23 protein-coding genes are annotated in these 20370 nt (G+C 70.2%); 2 read left to right on the top strand and 21 right to left on the bottom strand.

Translation table 11 applies throughout. The features are described 5' to 3' along the window. Positions 1–121 precede the first annotated feature (121 nt). From pyrH to rpsB, 3 genes are all read right to left on the bottom strand, one after another. Complete coding sequence (gene pyrH, locus MQN93_RS33215) at positions 122–880, bottom strand: UMP kinase (RefSeq protein WP_016432389.1); 759 nt, start codon at positions 878–880, stop codon at positions 122–124. A 187-nt stretch (positions 881–1067) separates the two neighbouring features. Further along, a complete protein-coding gene (gene tsf, locus MQN93_RS33210) occupies positions 1068–1904 on the bottom strand; it encodes a translation elongation factor Ts (protein ID WP_016432390.1) in 837 nt (278 codons plus the stop codon). A 179-nt stretch (positions 1905–2083) separates the two neighbouring features. Then, a complete protein-coding gene (gene rpsB / locus MQN93_RS33205) occupies positions 2084–3010 on the bottom strand; it encodes a 30S ribosomal protein S2 (RefSeq protein WP_242712457.1) in 927 nt (308 codons plus the stop codon). Positions 3011–3281: 271 nt separating this feature from the next. Here rpsB and MQN93_RS33200 point away from each other — a divergent pair, with 271 nt between their 5' ends. Continuing rightward, entirely contained in the window at positions 3282–3944 is a 663-nt protein-coding gene (locus tag MQN93_RS33200) for a M23 family metallopeptidase (RefSeq protein ID WP_242712456.1), read from the top strand. 15 nt (positions 3945–3959) lie between these two features. Here the strand turns inward: MQN93_RS33200 and MQN93_RS33195 are convergent, their stop codons facing one another. The 17 genes from MQN93_RS33195 to MQN93_RS33115 form a co-directional block, all read right to left on the bottom strand. After that, complete coding sequence (locus tag MQN93_RS33195; RefSeq protein ID WP_242712524.1) at positions 3960–4517, bottom strand: TetR/AcrR family transcriptional regulator; 558 nt, start codon at positions 4515–4517, stop codon at positions 3960–3962. Positions 4518–4591: 74 nt separating this feature from the next. Next, a complete protein-coding gene (whiG, locus tag MQN93_RS33190; RefSeq protein ID WP_242712455.1) occupies positions 4592–5434 on the bottom strand; it encodes an RNA polymerase sigma factor WhiG in 843 nt (280 codons plus the stop codon). Positions 5435–5711: 277 nt separating this feature from the next. After that, complete coding sequence (gene dprA, locus MQN93_RS33185) at positions 5712–6860, bottom strand: DNA-processing protein DprA (RefSeq protein WP_242712454.1); 1149 nt, start codon at positions 6858–6860, stop codon at positions 5712–5714. Beyond that, positions 6857–8482, bottom strand: coding sequence for a YifB family Mg chelatase-like AAA ATPase (locus tag MQN93_RS33180; protein WP_242712453.1), 1626 nt, complete (start codon positions 8480–8482; stop codon positions 6857–6859). The genes dprA and MQN93_RS33180 overlap by 4 nt, the downstream gene beginning before the upstream one ends. 1 nt (position 8483) lies before the next feature. Beyond that, the gene (locus MQN93_RS33175; RefSeq protein ID WP_242712452.1) at positions 8484–8843 is read right to left on the bottom strand and encodes a YraN family protein; all 360 of its coding nucleotides are present in this window, start codon (positions 8841–8843) and stop codon (positions 8484–8486) included. A gap of 161 nt (positions 8844–9004) precedes the next feature. Continuing rightward, positions 9005–9313, bottom strand: coding sequence for a DUF2469 domain-containing protein (locus MQN93_RS33170; protein WP_003993268.1), 309 nt, complete (start codon positions 9311–9313; stop codon positions 9005–9007). A gap of 56 nt (positions 9314–9369) precedes the next feature. After that, positions 9370–9903: an NUDIX hydrolase gene (locus MQN93_RS33165; protein ID WP_242712451.1), complete on the bottom strand. Its 534-nt coding sequence runs from the start codon at positions 9901–9903 to the stop codon at positions 9370–9372. Then, positions 9893–10663 carry a signal peptidase I gene (gene lepB, locus MQN93_RS33160; protein WP_016432399.1) on the bottom strand — a complete coding sequence of 257 codons (771 nt, stop codon included), beginning with the start codon at positions 10661–10663 and terminating at the stop codon, positions 9893–9895. Before lepB (MQN93_RS33160) ends, MQN93_RS33165 begins: the two co-directional genes overlap by 11 nt. A gap of 90 nt (positions 10664–10753) precedes the next feature. Beyond that, complete coding sequence (gene lepB / locus MQN93_RS33155; protein WP_242712450.1) at positions 10754–11758, bottom strand: signal peptidase I; 1005 nt, start codon at positions 11756–11758, stop codon at positions 10754–10756. Further along, entirely contained in the window at positions 11646–12749 is a 1104-nt protein-coding gene (gene lepB, locus MQN93_RS33150; protein ID WP_242712449.1) for a signal peptidase I, read from the bottom strand. Before lepB (MQN93_RS33150) ends, lepB (MQN93_RS33155) begins: the two co-directional genes overlap by 113 nt. After that, a complete protein-coding gene (gene lepB / locus MQN93_RS33145; RefSeq protein ID WP_242712448.1) occupies positions 12742–13458 on the bottom strand; it encodes a signal peptidase I in 717 nt (238 codons plus the stop codon). The genes lepB (MQN93_RS33150) and lepB (MQN93_RS33145) overlap by 8 nt, the downstream gene beginning before the upstream one ends. 45 nt (positions 13459–13503) lie before the next feature. Beyond that, complete coding sequence (gene rplS, locus MQN93_RS33140) at positions 13504–13854, bottom strand: 50S ribosomal protein L19 (protein WP_016432403.1); 351 nt, start codon at positions 13852–13854, stop codon at positions 13504–13506. A 133-nt stretch (positions 13855–13987) separates the two neighbouring features. Further along, positions 13988–14821: a tRNA (guanosine(37)-N1)-methyltransferase TrmD gene (gene trmD / locus MQN93_RS33135; RefSeq protein ID WP_242712447.1), complete on the bottom strand. Its 834-nt coding sequence runs from the start codon at positions 14819–14821 to the stop codon at positions 13988–13990. A 3-nt stretch (positions 14822–14824) separates the two neighbouring features. After that, positions 14825–15367 (bottom strand): ribosome maturation factor RimM, encoded by a 543-nt coding sequence (rimM, locus tag MQN93_RS33130; RefSeq protein WP_242712446.1) that lies wholly within the window; start codon positions 15365–15367, stop codon positions 14825–14827. A 91-nt stretch (positions 15368–15458) separates the two neighbouring features. Continuing rightward, positions 15459–15698 carry an RNA-binding protein gene (locus tag MQN93_RS33125; RefSeq protein ID WP_003973401.1) on the bottom strand — a complete coding sequence of 80 codons (240 nt, stop codon included), beginning with the start codon at positions 15696–15698 and terminating at the stop codon, positions 15459–15461. 2 nt (positions 15699–15700) lie between these two features. Continuing rightward, positions 15701–16120, bottom strand: coding sequence for a 30S ribosomal protein S16 (rpsP, locus tag MQN93_RS33120; RefSeq protein ID WP_016432406.1), 420 nt, complete (start codon positions 16118–16120; stop codon positions 15701–15703). A gap of 307 nt (positions 16121–16427) precedes the next feature. Further along, complete coding sequence (locus MQN93_RS33115; RefSeq protein ID WP_016432407.1) at positions 16428–17024, bottom strand: hypothetical protein; 597 nt, start codon at positions 17022–17024, stop codon at positions 16428–16430. 518 nt (positions 17025–17542) lie between these two features. On the opposite strand from MQN93_RS33115, the gene MQN93_RS33110 reads away from it, so the two are divergent. Then, positions 17543–18409 carry a type 1 periplasmic-binding domain-containing protein gene (locus MQN93_RS33110; RefSeq protein WP_051183505.1) on the top strand — a complete coding sequence of 289 codons (867 nt, stop codon included), beginning with the start codon at positions 17543–17545 and terminating at the stop codon, positions 18407–18409. 6 nt (positions 18410–18415) lie between these two features. On the opposite strand, the gene ftsH is transcribed toward MQN93_RS33110, so the two are convergent. Then, positions 18416–20353 (bottom strand): ATP-dependent zinc metalloprotease FtsH, encoded by a 1938-nt coding sequence (ftsH, locus tag MQN93_RS33105; protein ID WP_242712445.1) that lies wholly within the window; start codon positions 20351–20353, stop codon positions 18416–18418. Positions 20354–20370: the final 17 nt, after the last annotated feature.

Genomic DNA, 20370 nt, shown 5'->3' with positions numbered 1-20370 from the left:
AAGGCCCGGCTGCGGTTCCTTGGTGGGGGCGGCGGCCGGCTGCGTCGCGTCTTCTTCCTGCACGGTTCCCGACCTGCGGGACATTGTCCATCCCCCGGTCAGGGTCCGTCGGTGTTGCCTGTCAGTCCCGGCTGCCCTGCTCACCCACAAGCGTGCCGATCTTCTCACCATTGACGGCGCGGGCGATATTGCCCTCCGTCAGAAGCTCGAAGACAAGGATGGGGAGCTTGTTGTCGCGGCACAGCGTGATGGCGGTGGCGTCGGCGACCTTGAGGTCGCGGGTGATGACCTCGCCGTAGCCGAGGGCGTCGAACTTGACCGCGTCCGGGTTGCGCTTGGGGTCGGAGTCGTAGACCCCGTCCACGCCGTTCTTGCCCATCAGCAGCGCCTCGGCGTCGATCTCCAGGGCGCGCTGCGCGGCCGTGGTGTCGGTGGAGAAGTACGGCATGCCCATGCCCGCGCCGAAGATGACCACGCGGCCCTTCTCCAGGTGCCGTACGGCGCGCAGCGGAATGTACGGCTCGGCGACCTGGCCCATCGTGATGGCGGTCTGCACCCGGGACTGGATGCCCTCCTTCTCCAGGAAGTCCTGGAGGGCGAGGCAGTTCATCACGGTGCCGAGCATGCCCATGTAGTCCGAGCGGGCCCGGTCCATGCCGCGCTGCTGCAGTTCCGCGCCGCGGAAGAAGTTGCCGCCGCCGATGACGACCGCGATCTGCGCCCCGTCGCGCACGACCGCCGCGATCTCGCGGGCGATCTTGTGCACCACATCGGGGTCCACACCCAGGCCCCCGCCGCCGGAGAAGGCCTCACCGGACAGCTTCAGCAGAAACCGACCGGATACTTTGCCGTCGTCGCTCTTCTGGGCCTTCGTGGTCATCGAGTTCCCGCCTCTTTCATGTGGTGCACATACGAAGAAGGCCACTGCCGGTGGGGTGTGGTCGCAACCCGTGCTCGGCAATGGCCTCCTCGTCAGATCTGCTGTCGCCCGTCACGCGCGCGCGTGACGGCGTACCGGACGACTGCTGCCGACCCTATCGGGCCGACGCGCCGCTCGCGGCACGGACTCAGATGCCGACCTTGATACGCGTGAAGCGCTTCAGGGTGACACCGGCCTCGTCCAGAACCTTCTGGACCGACTTCTTGTTGTCGAGCGCGTACGGCTGGCCGAGCAGCGTGGCGTCCTTGAAGAAGCCGTTGAGGCGACCCTCGACGATCTTCGGCAGGGCGGCCTCGGGCTTGCCCTCGGCGCGGGTGGTCTCCTCGGCGACGCGGCGCTCGGACTCGACGACCTCGGCCGGCACGTCCTCCTTGGAGAGGTACTTCGGCGCGAAGGCGGCGATGTGCTGGGCGACGCCCTTGGCGACCTCGGCGTTGGGCTTGTCGAACTCGACGAGGACACCGATCTGCGGGGGCAGGTCGGGCATCGTGCGGTGCATGTACGCGGTCACGAAGCCGTCGCCGTACTGCGCGAAGCGGTCCAGGACGATCTTCTCGCCGAGGTTGGCGTTGGCCTCGTCCACGAACGCCTGGACGGTCTTGCCGGCCTCGATCTCGGAGGCGAGCAGCGCCTGGAGGTCGGCCGGGGAGGTCTTGGCGATGTGCTCGGCGATCGCGGTGGCGACGGCCTGGAACTTGTCGCCCTTGGCGACGAAGTCCGTCTCGCACTTCAGCTCGACGAGGACGCCGGAGGAGTTGTCGTCGGCGATGATCGAGACCACGGCGCCGTTCTCGGCGGAGCGGCCCTCGCGCTTGGCGACGCCCTTCTGGCCCTTGATGCGGAGCGCCTCGACGGCCTTCTCGACGTTGCCGTCGGCCTCGTCCAGCGCCTTCTTGCAGTCCATCATGCCGGCGCCGGTGAGCTCACGAAGCTTCTTGACGTCGGCGGCGGTGTAGTTCGCCATGAGTCTTTGAATCTTTCTCGAAGTCTGGAAGATCGAAGATCTACGGGGTCTGCGGCCCCATGTGGTCGAGGCCGTCGACGCTCCGCCGACCTACGGGTGAACGGCGGGAGCGGACTTCACCGCGCCGAGGGCGCAGGTTGCCGTACCGCTCCCGCCGTCGACTACAGGACGCTGACGGGTCAGGCCTGCTCGGCGTCCGCGGCCGGAGCCTCGGCGGCGGGGGCCTCGGCAGCCGGGGCCTCGGCAGCCGGGGCCTCGGCGGCGGGGGTCTCGGCCGGCTTCTCGGCGGCGGCCTCGGCGGGCTTGTCGGCGGCCTGCTCGGAGTCCGCCTTCTTCTCGCCCTCGAGCAGGTCGCGCTCCCACTCGGCGAGCGGCTCGCCCGCGGCCTTCTCGCCCTTGCCCTCGGTGGCGACACCGGAGCGGGCGATGAGACCCTCGGCGACCGCGTCGGCGATCACACGGGTGAGCAGGGTGACGGAGCGGATCGCGTCGTCGTTGCCCGGGATCTTGTAGTCGACCTCGTCGGGGTCGCAGTTGGTGTCGAGGATCGCGACGACCGGGATGTTGAGCTTGCGGGCCTCACCGACCGCGATGTGCTCCTTCTTGGTGTCCACGACCCAGACGGCGCTGGGCACCTTCTGCATCTCGCGGATACCACCGAGGGTCTTCTCCAGCTTGGCCTTCTCGCGCGAGAGCACGAGAAGCTCCTTCTTGGTCAGACCCGAGGCGGCGACGTCCTCGAAGTCGATCTGCTCGAGCTCCTTGAGGCGCTGCAGACGCTTGTAGACGGTCGAGAAGTTGGTGAGCATGCCGCCCAGCCAGCGCTGGTTGACGTAGGGCATGCCGACGCGGGTGGCCTGCTCGGCGATGGCCTCCTGCGCCTGCTTCTTCGTGCCGACGAACATGACCGTGCCGCCGTGGGCGACGGTCTCCTTGACGAACTCGTAGGCGCGGTCGATGTACGACAGCGACTGGAGCAGGTCGATGATGTAGATGCCGTTGCGCTCGGTGAAGATGAAGCGCTTCATCTTCGGGTTCCAGCGACGGGTCTGGTGACCGAAGTGGACGCCGCTCTCCAGCAGCTCCCGCATCGTGACGACGGCCATGGCCGTTCTCCTTGGTTTCTCGGTTGTGCCGCGGGTGCCGGATCAGCACTCGCGCCTGACGCCCGCGTGCGCCGTGCCACGAAGGACCGAGGGGCGCTGACACCGACCTCTACGAGGTGTGGTGTCGGGGCGTGCGAAGTCGACCCGGTGACCCGGATCGCCAAAGGAAGTGTACGGGACCCACGAGGCAGCGGGTGACGCCGCTGTCCACAACCGGGCGGTGGTCCACAGATCCCGGCCATGATCACGGCTCGTGCGGGACGGTTGCGCCATGCGAACCAACCGATGCGTGCGGATGTTCTGGGCGGTACTGCCCGTGTTGTTGGGCCTATTGATGCTGACGTCGACCACCTTCGTCACGGGGGCCTGGGCGGAGCCTCCGCCTGGGCCGCCGGGGGCGGGGGCGGAATTCGGGCCAGGGGCGGGATCGGGACCGGAGCCCGGATCAAGGTCGGATCCTGCGGTCCCCGCCGTCGGCCGCGCCTGGCCCGTGGGACCCGTGGGCACGCGCCCCGCAGTCCTGCGGGGCTGGGAACCCCCGGCGACGCCTTACGGCCGCGGTCACCGCGGCGTGGACCTAGCGGCCCCACCGGGAACGCCGGTACGCGCCGTCGCCCCCGGCCGCGTCTCCTTCGCCGGGCGGGTGGCGGGCCGGGGCGTGGTCTCCGTGCACCTGGCCGGCACCTCCTTACGCACGACATATGAACCCGTGCGGGCGACGGTGACCAAGAGAGAGGAGGTGGCGGCCGGGGATGTGCTGGGCACGGTGGAGCCGACGGGCTCGCACTGCACGACGTCCTGCCTGCACTGGGGCCTCCTGAGAGACAAGACCTACCTCGATCCCCTGTCCCTGCTCCCCCCGAACCTCCTGACCCACGGCCCGTCGAGACTGCTACCGGTACTGGGGGTGCCGCTGCCTCGTGAGGTGGAGTAGCCGGGGTTGGGGCGATCAGCCCCGCACCCCCCGCAGCGCCATCCCAACCGCCGCCTCGGTGATCGCCGCAGGCTCCTCCGCCGCGCCCAGTTCGAGGAGTCGTACGGCAGCGTCCACGATTCCCTGGAGCAGCATCGCGGCCAGCCGCGGCTCGGAGTGGCCCAGCTGTGCGAGGGCATCGCCGATCATCGTCACGAGTTCTCCGTGCGCGGCCCGGATCTTCTCCCGGGCTCCCGCGTCCAGTTCGCTCGCGGAGATCGCCACGACGGCCCGGTGCCGCCGGTCCCCCACCAGCGCCAGCTGCCGGCGCACATACGCCTCGACCTTGGCCTCGGCCGTGTCCTCCCGCTCCATCGCCGCCGACACCTCCGCGGCCCACACGGGAAAGTCGACCTCGCACAGTTCCTCGACCACGGCGGCCCGTGACCGGAAGTACTCGTACACGGAGGACCGCGCGAGACCCGTCCGCTCGGCAAGGGCCGGAAAGGTCAGCGCCTCCGTCCCGCCCTCGGACAGCAACGACCGAGCCGCGTCCAGCAGGGCGGCTCGCTGCATCGACCGGTGCTCGGCCACGGAGGCCGCTCGAATCCTTGGCACGTCAACCACTCTACGGACGCACCACCCGCGACGGGAGCGTTGCACCCCTCTCAGCGCCCGAAGCTCGCCAGCTTCGCCCGTAGCTGCAGCACCGACTTGGTGTGGATCTGGCTGACCCGGCTCTCGGTCACACCCAGGACGTTGCCGATCTCGGCGAGCGTGAGCCCCTCGTAGTAGTACAGCGTGACGACGGTCTTCTCCCGGTCGGGCAGCGTGTTGATCGCCCGCGCCAGGAACCGCCGCAGTTCGCGGTCCTCCGCCACCTCCACGGGATTGTCGGCGGCGGTGTCCTCCAGCGTGTCCATGAGGCTGAGCCGGTCCCCGCCCTCACCCCCGACATGCAGCAGCTCCTCCAGCGCCACCACGTTGGCCAGCGACAGCTGGCTGAACACCGCGTGCAGGTCGTCGACCTGGATGCCCATCTCGGAGGCCACCTCGGTCTCCGACGGCGTCCGCCTGAGCCGCGCCTCCAGCGTCGCGTACGCCCGCTCCACGTTCCGCGCCTTCTGCCGCACCGACCGCGGGATCCAGTCCAGCGCCCGCAGCTCGTCGATCATCGCGCCGCGGATCCGGGTGATCGCGTACGTCTCGAACTTGATCTCCCGGTCGATGTCGAACTTCTCGATCGCGTCGATCAACCCGAACACCCCGGACGAGACGAAGTCGGCCTGCTCGACATTGGGCGGCAGGCCGACACTCACCCGTCCCGCCACGTACTTGACCAGCGGCGAGTAGTGCAGGATCAGCTGCTCCCGCAGCCGCTCGTCCCCCGTGTCCTTGTACGACCGCCACAGCTCGTCGAGCGTCGAGGGAGCGGGCGGCCGCACGCTGCCACCTTCACGGGCGGCTGGGGGGACCGCCGCCCGGTCGGACCCAGAGGTGTGCTGGGGCATTCGTCGCCTTGTGCCGTTCTGCTGTGAAGTGGGGATGCCTGGGTGAGCTGTCGGTCTGATGTCGAGATGCCTGTCTGCGTCGGAATCCTCGTGAGCGTAGCGTGACTAAGGAGTCGCAGTGAGCGAAGGGCGGCCCGGAATGTGTACGCAGATACGTTCCGCAATGCGCCCCACCGAGTCATGGCGATCGCTCTGCGTGATTTCCATCGAGCGCCAACTGCGGGCATTTGCACAGGTCTCGGGCTTCCCCCGGACGGCCGAACACGCTCGGTCAGCGTCAGTGGCGACCTCCTCGGACGGAGATCATCGCCTGGCGTGTCAACTTCCAGCCGTCGCCGTGTCGTTCGACGTAACCAAGTGATCGGAGTTCGTACAGCCTCGCGATCGCGTCGTCCGGTGTGGTCTGCGCACCCCGCGCGATCGCACCGGGCTGTGCGGCGCCGCGGCCGGGCAGCGCGGCCAGCACCCGCCGGGCACCCGGGTCCAGCAGGTCCCTCGGCAGCACGGGCCCTCGCCGGTCCGGGGCCAGCTCGCCCATCTCGCCGACCAGTTCGACGACGTCCGCGGCGTCGGTAACCAGTTCGGCGTCGCCCCGCAGCAGTTGGTGCACCCCCGCTGACAGGCCACTGGTGGCGGGCCCGGGCACCCCCATGGTGTGGCGCCCCAACCGCTGCGCGGCCCGTGCCGTGACCAGCGACCCGCTGCGATGGGCCGCCTCCACGACCACGGTGCCCCTGGTCAGGGCGGCGATCACGCGGTTGCGGACGATGAATCTGCTCGGCGTCGGATGATCACCGGGCGGCAACTCGCCCACCACGAGCCCCTGCTGCGCGATCCTGGTGATCAACTCGGTGTGTCCCCGCGGATAGGGCTGGTCGACCCCGCAGGCGAGGACGGCCACGGTGGCGCCGCCGGCCCCGAGCGCGCCCCGGTGCGCCGCGCCGTCGACTCCGTAGGCGCCGCCCGAGACCACCACCCAGCCCCGCTCGGCGAGCCCCGCGCCGAGCAGGGCCGCCATGTGGGCGCCGTACTCGGTGCAGGCGCGGGCGCCGACGACGGCGACCGAGCGCAGCGCCCACATCCGCAGGCCGGCCCGGCCCCGCACCCACAGTCCGAGCGGCCGTGCGTCCCCGAGGTCCTCGAGCTGGCCCGGCCACTCGGCGTCCCCCGGCATCACGAACCGCGCCCCGGCGTCCCGTGCGGCGGCGAGATCCCGCTCCGGCTCGGCCTGCCGCGCACGGCCCAGCAGCCCTGCCCAGCGCTTGTCGGTCGCTCCGCCGAGCGGCGGGCCGTTCTCCCGCAACCGCCGGACCAGTTGGACGGCTCCCAGCTCGCGCACCCAGCGTCCGCCGGTCTCGTCGCCCGGTTCGAGCACCCGGGCCAGGAAGATGCGGGCGAGCCGTTCCGCGTCGTCGCCGGCGCTCATGTCAGGGCCCCGATGGCCATCGGCACGCCGCGCGGGACGCCCGTGCGCAGTTGGAGGGCCAGGGCCACGTCGGTGGCGTCGGGGCGGTCGTGGCCGACGAGGTCCGCCACGGTCCAGGCGACGCGCAGGACACGGTCCAGCCCGCGGGCGGTGAGCACCCCGCGCTCCAGATTGCGCTCGGCGTCGTCCATGGCCCCGGGCCGTGCGTGCCAGCGGCCGCGCAGGTCACGCCCGGGGATCTCGCTGTTGGTTCGCCAGGGCGTGCCCGCAAGGCGTGCGGCAGCGCGCTCCCTGGCCGCCCTGACCCGGTCGGCGACCGTGGCGGTGGACTCACCCCGGGCGCCCGGCTCGGCCAGCTGGGCCCGGGTGACCGGATCGACCTCGACGCGGAGGTCCACCCGGTCGAGCAGAGGTCCGGACAGCCGGGCCTGGTACCGGCGGATCGCGGACGGCGGGCAGTCGCACAGCGAGTCCCGCTGCGAGAAGCGTCCGCAGGGGCACGGGTTGGCGGCAAGGACCATCAGGAATCTGGCGGGGAACCGCACCACCCCGGCACTGCGCGCGATCACCACGTGCCCCGCCTCCAGGGGCTGCCGCAGAGCGTCGAGGGTCTGGCTGTGGAACTCCGGTGCCTCGTCGAGGAAGAGCACCCCCCGGTGGGCCAGCGACACCGCGCCGGGCCTCGCGATGCCCGGTCCGCCGCCGACGAGCGACTGCATGGTGGCCGAGTGGTGGGGGGCGCAGTAGGGCGCGACGTCGATGAGGGGCTTGCCCGGCGGCAGCAGTCCGGCCACCGAGTACACCGCCGTGACCTCAAGCGACTCCTCCCGCCTGAGCGGAGGCAGGACGGCGGGCAGCCGCTCCGCCAGCATCGTTTTGCCTGCTCCTGGCGGCCCTTCGAGGAACAGATGGTGTCCGCCCGCGGCGGCGACCTCCACGGCCGTGCGTGCCGAGGTCTGGCCCACGACGTCGGCCAGGTCGTGGTCGTGCTCGTGCTGCGCGGCGCCCAGGCTGTGCATGCCGGTGGCCGCTCCGGTGCCCGGCACGCGCAGGCCGGCCAGCAGCGGGTCGGGGCGGCCCAGCTCGTCCGGTTCCTCCTCGGGCACGGGTTCGTCCGCCAGAACGGCGATGAGCTGCCGCAGACTGCGGATTCCCAGCACCGACACCCCGGGCACCAGCGAGGCCTCGGCGGCCGCGCACTCCGGCACGACCACCTGCTCGTAGCCGGCGTCGGCCGCGGCGAGCACCGCGGGCAGGATGCCGCGGACCGGGCGCACCCTGCCGTCCAGTCCGAGCTCTCCGATCATCACGATGTCGGCGAGCACCCGGGGGTCGATCCGCTCCGAGGCGCCGAGCACCGCACAGGCCACCGCCAGGTCGAAGCCCGATCCCGCCTTGGGCACCGACGCGGGGCTCAAGCCCACCGTGAGCTTCTTCTGCGGCCACTCACCTCCGGAGTTCACCACCGCCGCCCGCACCCGGTCGCGGCTCTCGGTCAGGCTCTTGTCCGGCAGTCCGACCAGGGTGAACGCGGCGACGCCGGGCTCCAGGTCGGCCTGGACCTCCACGACCACGCCCTCGACGCCCACCAGGGCCACGGCGCACGTACGCGCGAATCCCATCTCAGGCCACCCCCCGCGCATGCTCGACCACGGGGGCTCCGCGGTCGGGGAGCAGGATGCCGATCAGGTCGATGCGGCAGCCTCCCGGTGGGGCGCCCCCGTGCTCCTGCGCCCAGCGCTCCGCGAGGCCGCGCAGACGGGCCGCCTTGGCAGGCGTGACCGCGGCCATGGGGTCGTAGGAGCCCGTCCTGCGGGTCTTGACCTCGCAGATCACCAGGACGTCGCCGTCCCTGGCCACGATGTCGATCTCGCCGGTCCTTCCGGCGCGCCAGTTGCGCTCCAGGACCGTCATTCCGGCCTCGGTCAGCCGCCGCGCGGCCACGTCCTCGCCGTACCTGCCGAGTGCACTGCGTGCGTTCATGTCGGCACCACCTCCGGCGCCAACCGTCACGCATCCGGCCCGACCGAGTGGATCTTGGTGGACCGCTCACCGAATGTGGAAAAACCCGTCACTCACACGAGTGCCAATCACGCGGATCGCGCGAATCACGCAGATCGTGAGAATCGCGCGGAGCGCGTGGATCACCCGCTCGGCAGCTCCAGGTCGCTCTTGTTAAGCTCCTCGATGTTCACGTCCTTGAACGTGAGCACCCGCACCTGCTTGACGAACCGAGCCGGCCGGTACATGTCCCACACCCAGGCGTCCGCCATGGAAACCTCGAAGAAGACCTCGCCCTGGACCGAGTGCACCTGCATCTCGTAGTCGTTGGTCAGGTAGAAGCGCCGCTCGGTTTCGATCACGTATTTGAACAGACCGACGACATCGCGGTACTCCCGGTAGAGCTTCAGCTCCATCTCGGTCTCGTACTTCTCGAGGTCCTCGGCGCTCATGGCAGCTTCCCCTTCAGCCGTGCGATCCCACCATTGTGCGCCAGTCCCGTCAGCCCCTAGACGATTTCCGCGTCAAGGGTCACGGGCCCGGCCGGGGGACCTTCGTCGAGCAGCAGGCGCAACAGCTCGGCGAGTCTGGTCGGATACACCGTCTCATGGGCCCGGGCCAGTTCCTGACAGGTCCACCAGCGCGCTCCGGCGACGCTGCGCCGCTCCAGCTCCGTCAGGCCCGTGCCCCGGGGCACCTCGCCGGACGTGTCCGTCGTACGGGCCAGGTAGTACCACTCGTCCTGGTCCCAGCGGCGGCCCGCGAAGGGGAAGGAACACATCCGCCGCCACAGCACCGGCCCGAGCTCCACATCGGTGATGCCCGTCTCCTCGGCGAGTTCCCTCAGTGCGGCCTCTTCACGACTCTCCTCGCCCTCCAGTCCGCCGCCCGGTGTGAACCACCAGTCGTCGGCCGGGTCGTCCGGCTCATGGCCGTGCAGCAGGAGGATGCGGTCGTCGGGGTCGAGCAGGACCACGCGGGCCACCTTGCGCAGTCCGCCCGCGTACGGGTCCTCCCGGGCGCCGGTGGCCTCAGCGGGCACGCACGGGCTCCGTCCGCGCACGGGAGCGTCCCGTCCGCTTGGCGATCGGGCCGTACGCACCGCCGGCGAACACGAGCACCGCACCGGCGATGATCAGCGTGAGAATGATGCGCAGCGGGCCGGGCTGGGACAGCGCGCCGAGGGTCTCGAAGCCGGTGGGGCGCTCCAGCATGCCCTTCATGGGCCATACGACGGCGTCCACACGGGCGGTCACAGCCGAGGCGGCGACGGTGCCCTGGGCCGCGTCGCTGAGGTGGGCGGAGGAGTCCAGGGAGCCCTCGCGCTCGTCACCGAGGAGGAACAGCCGGCCCTTGGGGACCTTCACCGAGGGGATCTTCTTGTCCTCCACGACGTTGCCCTTGAGGTAGGACTCGTCGATCTGCTTGCCGTTGACGGTCAGCTTGCCGTCCGTGCAGCAGGAGACGGTGTCGCCGCCGACCGCCACCACGCGCTTGACCACGGCCGAACCGGTCACCCAGGTCTTGTCGTTGAAGACGACGACGTCGCCCCGGCGTATCTCACCGGCGTCCACGCGCTGCGCCAGCACCCGGTCGCCGGCGTCGATCGTCGGTGTCATCGATGTGGTCGGCACGGTGTACGGCCGGTAGATCACCGCTCCCCAGGCGAATCCTCCGAGGAACAGCACAACGCCCAGTGCGACCGCCAGTCCGGACAGTCGCTGTCCGGTCCTGGTGCCCACCGGGCTCGTGCTGGTGCCACCGCTGCGCGGGGCCGTACGCGTAGTGCTCTCGCCACCCATGGCTCCGCACCCTACCCGGCGGTACCTGACCCGGTCAGCCCCTGATGGGCGACCGGGGCACAGCTACACCAGGGCTTCACCAAGGCTGTCTCAGACACCCTCGACCGAGCCGCCCCGGCGGGTGTCGACCGGCGCGATCCTCCTCCGCCGCCACACCACCACAGGGACCGTGGCCGCGAGGGCGGGTGCGTTCGGCGCGGCCGTCATGGCGGCGGACGCCGAGGACTGCTTGTCCAGGCCGGGCTGGTCGAAGGTGTCCGGAACCGGCAGGGTGTCCCAGCGGGTGATCGGCCAGGCGATGACGATGGCGCGTCCGACGACCTTGTCCACCGGGACCATGCCGTTGTGCTTGTCGCTCTGGTTGTAGCGCGAGTCGCGGGAGTTCTGGCGGTGGTCGCCCATGACCCAGATGTAGCCCTTGGGGACCTTGACCGTGAACTGGCCGCCCTGGTCGTCCACGCTGCACGGCGTGTTGCCGGCGAAGACGATCGAGGAGTCGTTCAGCGCCTTGCCGTTGACCGTCAGCGGGCCGGAGCCCTTGCAGGAGACGGTGTCACCGCCGACGCCGATGACCCGCTTGATGAGGTCCTTCTCCTCGGCGGACGGCATCAGGCCGATCCAGCTGAGGACCTTCTGCAGGGCGTTCGGGCTGGCCGTCGGCTCGCCCGCCAGCCAGTTGTCCGGGTCGTGGAAGACGACGACCTCACCGCGCTCCGGTTCGGAGCCGAACCATGGGGTGAGCTTGTCGACGAGGACCCGGTCGCCCTCCTGGAGGGTGTTCTGCATCGAGTCGGACGGGATGGAGAACGCCTGCACCAGGAACGTCTTGATCAGCAGCGCGAGCACGAGCGCGATACCGATCAGGATGGGCAGCTCCTTCCAGAAGGAGCGCTGCTTCCCTGCCTTGGGGGGTGTGCCTCCCGATCCCTCCTGCTTGGTCCGGTCCCGGCCGCCCGGCCTCGCGTCGTCGGTCGCCCCGGAGTCATTCCCGGAGGTCACGGCGCTGTCCGCGGCCGGGACGGCAGCGTCCACGGAGTTCCCGCGGTGCTCCTCGCCGTCGTGTCCGGACCGTGCGCCAACCGCCACATCCCCCACGCCAACTCCTTACTCTGTGCCGCTGCCTGCCCGTGAGACGGCGCAGGCCCACCACTCCCATAACGAGCGGGAGTTCCGCAGGGGTCGGGAGCTGGATCGTTCCGTTGAAATCGTCCGGAGCAACCCTATGCGACAGCTGCGAGGACGCGGTCGTCCCCGACACGGAGTTGGAAACGGAGGCGAAAGTTTTAGGTTCCTTCAAGGTGTTCCAGTGGCCGAACGGCCAGGCGATGACCATGGCGCGTCCCACGACCGAGTCCTCGGAGACCGTGCCGCCGTAGTCGGTGTTCTGGTGGGCCCGGGAGTCCGCGGAGTTGGCCCGGTGGTCGCCCATCACCCACAGCCGGCCCTTGGGGACGGTGATGTCGAATTCCTGTGTGGAGGGGGCGTTTCCCGGATACAGGTAGTCGGTCTCGGCCAGGGGGACGCCGTTCACGGTCATCCGCCCCTGGGCGTCGCAGCACTTGACGTGGTCCCCGCCGACCCCGATGACCCGCTTGATGAGGTCCTTCTCGTTGTCGGACGGCAGCAGGCCGATGAAGGTGAGTCCCTCCTTGACCTGCTTGACGACGATGGGGTCCTTCTTCTTCGTGGTGGGCTGCTCGTCCGCGAGCCAGCCGCCGGGGTCCCTGAAGACGACGACGTCCCCGCGCTTGGGCGTGGAGCCGAACCACGGGGTGAACTTGTCGACCAGGACACGGTCGCCGATCCGGATCGTCTGCTCCATCGAGCCGGACGGGATCACGAACGCCTGGACGAGGAACGTCTTCAGGACCAGGGCTATGAGGACCGCGACGCCGACGAGGAGAGGTATCTCCTTGACCGCGCTGCGCCTGCGCTTTCGTTTGACCTTGCGCTGCAGCTTGCGCCGCTCGGCGCGGGTACGGCCACCCGTCGCGGGGCCGGCGGTGCGCCGGGAGCCGGTGGGCAGGAGGTCCTCGGTGCCGTAGGGGTTGCTCGGTGTGCCGCGCGGTTTGCCACGGTTACCCATGTGCACCGCCGGCGGCGGGCACGCGCGCGTAGGCGCCGGGACGGTGCAGGCGGGTCCAGTGGGAGGCGGGCCAGACGATCCAGTCGGCCCGGCCGACGACGTCGGACACCGGGATCATGCCGCCGCCGGGTGAGCCGAGGTGGTCGCGGGAGTCGCTGGAGTCGCTGCGGTGGTCACCGAGGACGAAGAGGGTCCCGTCGGGCACGACGACCTTGAAGGGCACCGTGGACGGGCCGTCACCGGGATACAGGAACGTCGACTCGTCCACCGACCGGCCGTTCACCTCGATCCTCCCCTTCTTGTCGCAGCAGACCACCTGGTCTCCCCCCACACCCACGACGCGCTTGATGTAGTCGCCCTTGCCGAAGTACCCGGTGCCGTCGAACACGACGACATCGCCGCGCCGCGGCTCGGCACCGAAACGGTACGCCAACTTATTTACGAGAACGCGGTCCCCGATCCTCAATCCGTTCTCCATGGATCCGCTGGGAATCAGGAACGGTTGCACCACGAAAGCGTTGAGAAGCAGCAAAAACACCAGGCAGACCAGCAGGGTCAGGGAGATCCGCCTGCCCGGCAGCCGGTCGGTGATCCGCGCCACGAACGCGAAACGCGACCGTTCCTCCGGTCCTCCTGTGTCCGAGGTCTCCTCGGACGGGGAAGGGCGGGAGGAGCGGTCGCGCTCCGTCTGCTGTGGTTCGGTGTCCATCGGGGCGGAATGTTATCCGGCCGCCCTGAGGACCCCGGCGCGAGCTCAGCTCTCGCGCTTCTCCTTGATCTTCGCAGCCTTGCCGCGCAGCTCGCGCAGGTAGTACAGCTTGGCACGACGCACGTCACCGCGGGTGACGAGCTCGATCTTCTCGACGATCGGGGTGTGCACCGGGAAGGTGCGCTCGACGCCGACGGAGAAGGAGACCTTGCGGACCGTGAAGGTCTCGCGGACGCCGGCGCCCTGGCGGCGGATGACAACGCCCTTGAACTGCTGCACACGAGAGCGGTTGCCCTCGATGACGCGGACGTGGACGTTGACGGTGTCACCCGGGCGGAAGGCCGGGACGTCGCTGCGCAGCGACGCGGCGTCGACGGAGTCGAGCAGGTGAGACATTTCGTCTGCTTTCTTCGCCCATGCCACAGGTCATAGGCGGGAACTAGGTTTCCGGGAGGATGTTGTCCGTGTCGGGGCGGGCGTCGTGTCCCCCTGTGGCAGGGGCGCACGCCGGACGACGCACAACAGCGGCCTATTCTTCCACGCCGTCGGTCCTGCGCCAAAATCGGCCGTACGGCTCCCCTTCCGGGTCCGGGGCCCAGCCCAGGATGGAGAGCATCTCGCGGTCCTTCTTGTCGAAGGCCTTGGGGTCGCAGCGCTCGATGAGGTCGGGCCGGTTCGCCGTCGTACGCCTGAGGGCCTCGTCGCGGCGCCAGCGGGCGATCCTGCCGTGGTGGCCGCTGAGCAGCACCTCGGGGATGTCCCGGCCGCGCCACTCGGGGGGCTTGGTGTAGACGGGGCCCTCCAGGAGGTTGGCCATGGCGCCGGGTGCGAAGGAGTCGTCGCGGTGGGACTCGGCGTTGCCGAGGACGCCGGGCAGCAGCCGGGCCACGGCCTCCGTGACGACCAGGACGGCCGCCTCGCCGCCGGCCAGGACGTAGTCGCCGATGGACACCTCGTGGACGGGCATACGGGTGGCGTACTCGTCGATCACCCGCCGGTCGATGCCCTCGTAGCGCGCGGGCGTGAAGACCAGCCAGGGCCGCTCGGAGAGCTCCACGGCGAGCTCCTGGGTGAAGGGGCGGCCGCTGGGGGTGGGCACGATCAGCGCGGGCGCGTGGGAGCCGGTCTCGTAGCCGTCGGCGAGGACGGAGTCGAGCGCGTCGCCCCAGGGGCCGGTCTTCATGACCATGCCGGGGCCGCCGCCGTACGGGGTGTCGTCGACGGTGTTGTGGCGGTCGTGGGTCCACGCGCGCAGGTCGTGCACATGGACGTCGAGCTGTCCACGCGCGCGTGCCTTGCCGACGAGGGAGACGTTCAGCGGTTCGAGGTACTCGGGGAAGATCGTGACGACGTCGAGGCGCATCTCCTACGACTCTTCCCGCGACGAGACGATCTCTGACCTGTCGTCGATCAGGCCCGGCGGCGGGGTGATGACGGCCCGCTGCTCCTGGAGGTCGATCTCGGTGACGATCTCCTCGACGAAGGGGATCATCACCTCGCTCCCGTCGGGCCGCTCGACGATGAAGAGGTCCTGGGACGGCAGATGCGAGATCTCGGTGATCCGGCCGACCTCGACGCCGTCCGCGGTGACCACGTCCAGGTCCATCAGCTGGTGGTCGTAGTACTCGTCCTCCTCCTCGGGCAGCTCGTCCGGGTCGACCTCGGCGATCAGGACGGTGTTGCGGAGGGCTTCGGCGGCGGTGCGGTCGCGCACGCCCTCGAAGCGCAGGAGGAGGCGGCCGCTGTGGACGCGGCCGCTCTCGATGGTGAGGGGTCCCGCGTCGGCGGGATCGGTGGTGAGCACGGCTCCGGGCGCGAGCCTGAGCTCCGGCTCGTCGGTGCGTACCTCGACGGTGACCTCGCCCTTGATGCCATGGGCACGGCCGATCCGCGCGACTACCAGCTGCACGTGTCCAGATCTCCTGTCATACGACTGCGGGCCGGGGACGGCCCAGCGGCCCTCCCCGGCCCGAGCCGGTGCTGTCTTCTTGCCTGTTGCGTCAGCGGACGTGGTCCACGTCGACGAGGTCGACGCGGACACCGCGGCCGCCGATGGCGCCCACGACGGTACGCAGAGCGCGTGCGGTGCGGCCGTTGCGGCCGATCACCTTGCCGAGGTCGTCGGGGTGGACCCGGACCTCCAGCACACGCCCACGGCGCAGGTTGCGCGAGGCGACCTGCACATCGTCAGGGTTGTCGACGATGCCCTTCACGAGGTGCTCGAGAGCCTCCTCGAGCATGCTCAGGCCTCGGTCGACGCGGACTCGGCCGGGGCCTCGTCCTTCTTCTCAGCCTTCTTCTTCTGGGTGATGGCCTCACCCTTGCCCTCGTCGTCGCCGCCAAGGGCCTCGAACGACGGGCGCGCGGCCTTCTCGGCCGGCTGCAGCAGCGGTGCCGGGGCGGGCTCGCCCTTGAACTTCTGCCAGTCGCCGGTCTTCTTCAGAATGGCGAGCACGGGCTCGGTCGGCTGGGCGCCGACGGAAAGCCAGTACGCCACGCGGTCGGCGTTGACCTCGATGCGCGAGGGGTTCTGCACCGGGTGGTACAGGCCGATCTCCTCGATCGCACGGCCGTCACGGCGGGTGCGGGAGTCGGCGACGACGATGCGGTAGTGAGGCGAACGGATCTTGCCCAGACGCTTCAGCTTGATCTTGACTGCCACGGGAGTGGGTTCTCCTGGTTTGACGTGGTTGGGCACGGCGAGACTGCCGCGTGGGGTTGCGGTACCCGAGTGCCCGATGGACGCGTCAGCCGGAGGAGAGAGGGGTCCTGTGCGGCTGTCGAGTACAGCTAGCCATTGTGCCACACCCCGAGGGGCACCTCCGGCCGCGGGTGAGCGCGGATGCCCGGGCACGCCTCAGGGGCACCCGGCTCCACGGGTGCCCCGAGGTCGGTCGCACAGCCCACCGCGGGCTGCGCCGCTGCCACGGCACCGACAGCCACGAGATGCCGGTACCTCGTACGGGCCGCTACGCCGCTCCCATGACCTCCGGAATCCTGAACGGCTTCCCGCAGCCGCCGCAGACGATCGGGGCCTGGGCCAGGACGGACGGAACCACGCGCACATTGCGGCCGCAGTCGCAGACCGCCTTGACGCGCACCCCGCCGCCGGACGAGCCGTGCCGGGCGGCCGGGCCCCGGAAGCTCTTCGGGGTGTCGGCGGAGGTGGCTGCCGTGTGCGCCTTCAGGGCGCGCTGCAGCCGCTCCATCGTCGGGCGGTAGCGGCGCTTGGCCTCGGGGTTGAGCGTGACCAGCGAGAAGCCGCTGCTGGGGTGCGGTTCCTCGGGGTGGTCCAGGCCCAGCTCCTCGGCGATGGCGAGGAATCTGCGGTTGTGGTAGCGGCCGGCGCGGGATGTGTCGCGCACGCCGCGCGAGGCGGCGATGCCATGGACTGCCTCATGGAGCAGTCGCTCGAAGGAGAGCTCGTGACCGCAGGCGGACGAGGACTCTCCGATCAGGGACTCGGGCGCGGCCAGATCGGGCAGCTCGGGGTGGTACCGCTGAATGTCGGCCCACGCCTGCGCCAGCTCTGCGGCCAGAACAGGTGGTGTCTGTGTCGTGCTCACGTAATGACAACGAGCGGGGGTGCCGCTGTGTTCCGATTCCGGGGCATCCCAAATAATTTGCACGTACCCGTCAGTTGCCGCTGATGCGTCCTGACGAGGGCGGGTGCGCTGATCTGCGGAGAAACCTCACAGCTCATACCAAGGCGGTACGTAGCCCGACCTACGACCCGGCGCGTAGACGATGTCCACGGGCCGGTACGGCTGTGATCCGCCGATGCGCAAGAGGCGTTTCGGCCGCTCTCGCGGCGGAGGCTTTGCCTCACGGTGCGCCGTCGGCGCCCGAGACGTTACCGGGCGGCCGTCCGCACCCCGGCACCGGCCCGGCGATCGTAGTGGCCCAGGTTGCCGTCATGTGAAATCTCGCCACTCCCCCGGCGAACCCTCAAGCAGGGCCCCACTACCACTGGACGCGCGGTCGAGTGCGGAGTTACCTGGCATACGGGGGGAGAGCGAGCGCACGTCACGGGGGCCATGTAATCGGGCACAGCGGCAACTCTCGGCGGATTGGGGCGCTTTACATGACACCTACGCTCGTGCGACGGCACCTCCCTCACGAGGACGAGGCACCCCGTGTGGATCTGTGTGCACGCGCGCGTGACTGGTCGGAGATCCAGGAGCGGATGCTGGTTCCGCTCTACGAGACCGTCTACGAGCGACTGGAAGTGGGCCCCGGCACGCGGCTGCTGGGTCTCGGCTGCGGCAGCGGCCTCGCCCTTTTGATGGCGGCGTCCAGAGGCGCCACCGTCACCGGTGTCGACCACTCCTCCCCCGAACGGCTCGCCCTCGCGCGGGAGCGGCTGCTTCCCGACACATGGGGTGCACGCGCGCGTGCGGGCACTCGGCTCGTCGACGGTTCACCCGAGGACGTGGGGAACGCGAGCGGCGCGGAGACGCCCGCGTACACCCTGGTGACCGCTTTCGAGCCCATCGGGTGTCTGGCGGGCGACTCGGAGGGGCTCGGCGGGCTGTTGCAGGCAGCGATGCCGCTCGCCGAGCGCGGGGCGCCCGTGGTGCTGGCCGGCTGGGGTCCGCCGGAACGCTGCACCACGTCGTCCGTGCTGCGGGTGGCCACCAGGCTGGCGGATCCGCTGCGCAGCGCGGGCAGTTGGCGCCCCGCCCTTCGCGACGACCTGGAGGAGGTGGCCCAGCGGGCGGGGCTCAGGCCCGACGGCTCGGGGCGGGTCGCGTGTCCCTTCGGGTACGCCGACGGGGACAGCGCCGTCAGGGGCCTGCTGTCCACCGGCCTCTTCGACGCGGCGGTCGCCGCGACGGACCAGGCGCAGGTGGACAAGGAGCTGTCCGAGGCGCTGCATCCGTATGTGCGGCGCGACGGCACGGTGTGGATGCCCAATGTGTTCCGGTACCTCATCGCGCGCGTGCCGTAGGGCGGTTCAGGCCTCGTCCTTGCTCAGCCGCGTGATCCCCGCGATCCGGTAGGCGTCCGCCTCCTCCAGGGTCTCGTTCGCCAGCAGCGCCTCGGCGAGCGCGTCCAAGCGGGAGCGGTGGTCGCGCAGTTTGCGGCACGCCTCGTCGTAGCACTCGTCGACGATCCGGCGCATCTCGCCCTCGATCACGTCGAGGGTCTGCGGGGCGGCCGCGAGGCCGTACGCCTGCTGGGCGTCGCCGGGCAGCGCCGAGAGCCTGCCGACGCGCTCGCTCATCCCCCACCGGGCGACCATGCCGCGCGCGATGTTCGTGACCTGTTCCAGGTCGTTCTCGGCGCCGGTCGTGACGACGCCGTAGACGACCTGTTCCGCGGCCATGCCGCCGAGGGCGCCGATGATGCGGCCGCGCAGATACTCCTCGGTGTAGGCGTACTTGTCGGACTCCGGTGTGGAGAGCGTGACGCCGAGGGCGCGGCCGCGCGGGACGATGGTGATCTTGCGGACGGGGTCGGCGCCGGGCTGGAGCATGCCGAGCAGGGCGTGGCCGCTCTCGTGGTACGCGGTGCGCCGGCGCTCCTCCTCGGGCATCACCAGCGGGCGTTCCGCGCCCAGTTGGACCTTTTCCAGGGCCTCCGAGAGGTCGCCCTGGGTCACCCGCTCCTGTTTGCGCTTGACGGCGAGCAGGGCGGCCTCGTTGGCGAGGTTGGCGAGTTCCGCGCCGGTCATGCCCGGGGTCGTACGGGCGACCTGGCCGAGGTCGACGCCCTCGGCGAGCGGGATCTCGCGGGTGTGGATCTGCAGGATGGCCTCGCGGCCGCCGCGGTCCGGGGGCGAGACCTGGACGACGCGGTCGAAGCGGCCGGGGCGGGTCAGGGCCGGGTCCAGGACGTCGGCGCGGTTGGTGGCCGCGATGACGATGACGCCCTCGGAGCCCGAGAAGCCGTCCATCTCGGTGAGGATCTGGTTCAGCGTCTGCTCGCGCTCGTCGTGGCCGCCCACGCCGGAGCCGCCGCCGCGGGCGCGTCCGATGGTGTCGATCTCGTCGATGAAGATGATCGACGGCGCGACCTTGCGGGCCTCGGCGAACAGCTCGCGCACGCGTGAGGCACCGACGCCGACGATCATCTCGATGAACTCGGAGGCGGACGCGGAGAAGAACGGCACGCCCGCCTCGCCGGCGACGGCACGCGCGAGGAGGGTCTTGCCGGTGCCGGGCGGGCCGGTGAGCAGCACACCGCGGGGCATCTTGGCGCCCATCCTGCGGTAGGCGTCGGGGTTCTTCAGGAAGTCGACGACGTCGTTGAGCTCGCCCTCGACCTCGTCGATGCCGGCCACGTCCTCGAAGGTGGTGCGCTCCTGCCCGGGCTCCAGCTCGACCGGTCGGGGCGGCGCCTTGCGGCCGAGCATCCCGCCCGCGCCGCCGAGTCCCGCGCTCATCCGCCGGGCGACGAAGACCCACACCGCGATCAGCAGCAGCATCGGCGCCAGGGAGATCAGGAGATTGGCCAGAAAACTGCGGTGCTGGACGACCGGCTCCGCCGTGACCGTGACGTTGTGCTTGGTCAGGTCCTCCCAGAGCTGGTCGTCCGCGAAGGACGGGCGCTGGGTCTTGAACTTGGTGTACGTGCCATCGCCGTCGGGGTTGTCCCGGCCCTTGTCGAGCTGGCCCTGGATCGCGTCGCCCTTGGCGTAGATCTTCTTGACGTTGCCCGCGTCGACCTGCTTGCTGAACTCCGTGTACGAGATCGTCGGCTCGTCGCCCTCGTTGAAGAACGACAGGACCAGATTCGCGATCAGGTACACGATCAGCGCGGTCAGGATCAGGCTCCACCAGCCGCCGCGCATCTTCCGCCCGCCCGGCGACGGCTTCTGCGGCTCCTCGGGGGTGCCTTCCGTACGCCAGGGCTGGTCGGGCGACTTGCGCGGCGGTGCGGGGTTGGTCATATCGGGACGTTACGACA

The organism is Streptomyces spinosisporus, from assembly GCF_022698145.1.
Lineage (GTDB): Bacteria > Actinomycetota > Actinomycetes > Streptomycetales > Streptomycetaceae > Streptomyces > Streptomyces spinosisporus.
The sequence above is the reverse complement of the archived record's forward strand: the minus strand, read 5'-3'. Positions and strand labels throughout refer to the sequence as shown.

Excerpts from the sequence above, each read along its gene's own strand:
- MQN93_RS33110 (WP_051183505.1), top strand. The coding sequence starts at position 17,543 with ATGACACCTACGCTCGTGCGACGGCACCTCCCTCACGAGGACGAGGCA.
- lepB (WP_242712449.1), bottom strand. The coding sequence starts at position 12,749 with ATGGGTAACCGTGGCAAACCGCGCGGCACACCGAGCAACCCCTACGGC.
- tsf (WP_016432390.1), bottom strand. The coding sequence starts at position 1,904 with ATGGCGAACTACACCGCCGCCGACGTCAAGAAGCTTCGTGAGCTCACC.
- MQN93_RS33180 (WP_242712453.1), bottom strand. The coding sequence starts at position 8,482 with ATGGGATTCGCGCGTACGTGCGCCGTGGCCCTGGTGGGCGTCGAGGGC.
- trmD (WP_242712447.1), bottom strand. The coding sequence starts at position 14,821 with ATGCGCCTCGACGTCGTCACGATCTTCCCCGAGTACCTCGAACCGCTG.
- lepB (WP_016432399.1), bottom strand. The coding sequence starts at position 10,663 with ATGGGTGGCGAGAGCACTACGCGTACGGCCCCGCGCAGCGGTGGCACC.
- rpsB (WP_242712457.1), bottom strand. The coding sequence starts at position 3,010 with ATGGCCGTCGTCACGATGCGGGAGCTGCTGGAGAGCGGCGTCCACTTC.
- rplS (WP_016432403.1), bottom strand. The coding sequence starts at position 13,854 with ATGTCTCACCTGCTCGACTCCGTCGACGCCGCGTCGCTGCGCAGCGAC.
- MQN93_RS33170 (WP_003993268.1), bottom strand. The coding sequence starts at position 9,313 with ATGAGCGCCGAGGACCTCGAGAAGTACGAGACCGAGATGGAGCTGAAG.
- lepB (WP_242712448.1), bottom strand. The coding sequence starts at position 13,458 with ATGGACACCGAACCACAGCAGACGGAGCGCGACCGCTCCTCCCGCCCT.
- dprA (WP_242712454.1), bottom strand. The coding sequence starts at position 6,860 with ATGAGCGCCGGCGACGACGCGGAACGGCTCGCCCGCATCTTCCTGGCC.
- ftsH (WP_242712445.1), bottom strand. The coding sequence starts at position 20,353 with ATGACCAACCCCGCACCGCCGCGCAAGTCGCCCGACCAGCCCTGGCGT.
- MQN93_RS33125 (WP_003973401.1), bottom strand. The coding sequence starts at position 15,698 with ATGCTCGAGGAGGCTCTCGAGCACCTCGTGAAGGGCATCGTCGACAAC.
- pyrH (WP_016432389.1), bottom strand. The coding sequence starts at position 880 with ATGACCACGAAGGCCCAGAAGAGCGACGACGGCAAAGTATCCGGTCGG.
- MQN93_RS33175 (WP_242712452.1), bottom strand. The coding sequence starts at position 8,843 with ATGAACGCACGCAGTGCACTCGGCAGGTACGGCGAGGACGTGGCCGCG.
- whiG (WP_242712455.1), bottom strand. The coding sequence starts at position 5,434 with ATGCCCCAGCACACCTCTGGGTCCGACCGGGCGGCGGTCCCCCCAGCC.
- MQN93_RS33200 (WP_242712456.1), top strand. The coding sequence starts at position 3,282 with ATGCGAACCAACCGATGCGTGCGGATGTTCTGGGCGGTACTGCCCGTG.